General features: G+C 39.5%; 3 protein-coding genes. All 3 read right to left on the bottom strand.

What is annotated here, in order from left to right:
- Window positions 1-432, bottom strand: a 432-nt coding sequence (locus Xind_RS19415; RefSeq protein ID WP_187650923.1) for a tyrosine-type recombinase/integrase, incomplete at its 3' end; no start/stop codon positions are given.
- Window positions 433-806: 374 nt separating this feature from the next.
- Complete coding sequence (locus Xind_RS19410) at window positions 807-1,112, bottom strand: type II toxin-antitoxin system RelE/ParE family toxin (protein WP_047686427.1); 306 nt, start codon at window positions 1,110-1,112, stop codon at window positions 807-809.
- Window positions 1,112-1,366, bottom strand: a complete 255-nt coding sequence (locus tag Xind_RS19405) for an antitoxin (protein ID WP_047686429.1) — start codon at window positions 1,364-1,366, stop codon at window positions 1,112-1,114. Before Xind_RS19405 ends, Xind_RS19410 begins: the two co-directional genes overlap by 1 nt.
- Window positions 1,367-2,329: the final 963 nt, after the last annotated feature.

Raw genomic sequence — 2,329 nt, 5'->3', positions numbered from 1 at the left:
TTTAATCTCGGTAACAGCACGTTTACCAATATACGGGAAGATATCTTTTTTCAGATATTCCAGAATGTCTTCGGCATAGCCTTTTGACCAGTTTGGGCGTTTATAATCGTGCCATTCAATAGCGATGGATTCAAAACTATTGCTGACCGCAAACACTTTAGCGGCTTTTTCTGCTCTCTTTTCTTCTATCGGATCATGACCATCCGATAGCGTCCGCCGGGCTTCATTTCTCTTGGTTCGTGCTTCGGCAAGGGAGATTTCAGGATATACCCCTAATGCGAGTAGTTTTTCTTTACCTGCGAGCCGATATTTTAGCCGCCAATAGCGAGAGCCATTAGGGTTAACCAATAGATATAATCCGCCGCCATCGGCAAGTTTATAGGGTTTTTCTTTCGGCTTTGCAGTGTCCACCTGTCGGGCTGTTAACTTCATATGGGGGTATCTCACTTCATTGAACCTGAACGTACCCCTAAATATACCCCTATAAGATCGGAGATTTCAACATACCTTACTAGACCAAAGGAGAACGTAAAAAGGCCAACACTGCGTATTTATTGGGATTTTGTAGACTTCGGAAGACGTTACGATATGAATGGATGGTACGCCCTACAGGATTCGAACCTGTGACATACGGCTTAGAAGAGAGTAAGCCAACTTTATAAATCAAGCAATTACCGCATTTATCAGTGCTCACACGTCCCACCTTACCGAAAGTTACCCGCAGTTACGGGCGGTTGCCTTTCGATACCTGTCCCAAATCCGTCCCACTTAATTTGAGTTTGATAGCGACTGAAAAAACAACAAAATTACAAAAGCCTATCAGTAAGGCGTGTCAATAAATCCATCTTCTCATGAAAAATGGCCACAATTAATGCCGGAGCACCGTCACGTGGCAAACAAAACACATAATGATGTTCACAACGCGCCATGCGCAATGCTGGGAAAAGTTCGCTCATGTCCTTGAAAGATCCTTTTCCGCACGCGAGACGTTCAATACCTTTCTTAAGGGTAGTAACGTAGCGGCGCGCCTGCACATTACCCCATTGTTTACGTGTATAACTAATAATTGAGCGCAAATCAGCTTCTGCAGCTTCCGTCAGTACATAGTCCATTAATCGCGCCCGTTCTCAGCCAGTTCTTCATTAAGGATTTCGTCGATACTTTTTCCGGACACCTTGCCTTCTATCCCTTCATTGATCCGTGTATTCAACAAGGCTTTTAACTCTTGCCATGCCTGATCATTATTAGTCATGTCAGGGAACAATCGTTCAAGCGTATATTGCTTGATTGTCTTGCCTTGCAAGGCTGCCAATGCTTTCAAACTCTTGTGTTGCTGATCGGTTATATCAATAGTTAAGCGACTCATAGTTCATTCCTCATCGGTTTCCCACAAACCCACATTAGCACATATGATGTCTTATGGCTATTTATAAGACACCTGTTCAATACCGTCTTGCCCGAACCCACTAAACACTACGATCGCTATGACTACCTGAAAGAAAAGCGGGAAATTATAGCGCAATGAGAAAGTAAGTTACTATCAATATAGGGCAGAAAACGGTCCTTTGAAATCCAGGCAGTTGTCTAATAACGCTGAGTTATTTGGATTGACTTAATCCTTATATTGATCAATTAGCCAAATATTAATTTGGCTATTTTCATTTAGGAGTGATCTCATCGCAATATTTGCTTTTATTTGAAAGAATGGCTGACATTTATATATTCAATGTAGATACATCATTCATTACTACACTCTTTTTTTATCAAAAAAAGACAGAAAAATATTATATCTAAAAATAGTTTTTTTGTGATCGAGTCCATAAAATGAAAATGATCATGATTCTGTCAAAACCGTTATCTTATTTTTTATTTTCACATCATAATGTTACAAAAAATACACCTTTTATGGATAAATATTAATCGGTTAGATACACTAATCATATACGCCATTTCAGAATATTATTCCTCAACGGCAATCATTTTAACTTTTTACGCTGTTATTGTCAGATGCCGTTTTTTATTTTACTTGATTTGGTTTGGTCTTTACTCATTCATTATTTATTATCCCCCCCGTTTTATTCACTACAAATCAGCCGATATATTCGGAAAATAAAGTCCCTTCAAATTATCGTAATACAGCATATTGCGTCCTTAATTAACCAATTTGTCGGAGACAATGTGAGTTAGATTTAAATCTTGTGCCCGAATGTTATGGCCTGTGTTGTTATCGGGCGGGATAGCCTATTTCATAACATTCCATCATCTCAGGGAGACAGAATATGTCAGTGAAAAAGCACCTCACAAAATTAAAGAAAGGAAACGCGCTGTT

Origin of the sequence: Xenorhabdus indica (genome assembly GCF_014467235.1) — a bacterium.
In the GTDB taxonomy this organism is placed as follows: Bacteria; Pseudomonadota; Gammaproteobacteria; order Enterobacterales; family Enterobacteriaceae; genus Xenorhabdus; species Xenorhabdus indica.
Note: the sequence above shows the minus strand (reverse complement) of the source record. Positions and strands in the feature narration are given on the sequence as shown.

Bases quoted from the DNA above. Each gene is read 5' to 3' on its own strand.
- Xind_RS19410 (WP_047686427.1), bottom strand. From the start codon at position 1,112: ATGGACTATGTACTGACGGAAGCTGCAGAAGCTGATTTGCGCTCAATT.
- Xind_RS19405 (WP_047686429.1), bottom strand. From the start codon at position 1,366: ATGAGTCGCTTAACTATTGATATAACCGATCAGCAACACAAGAGTTTG.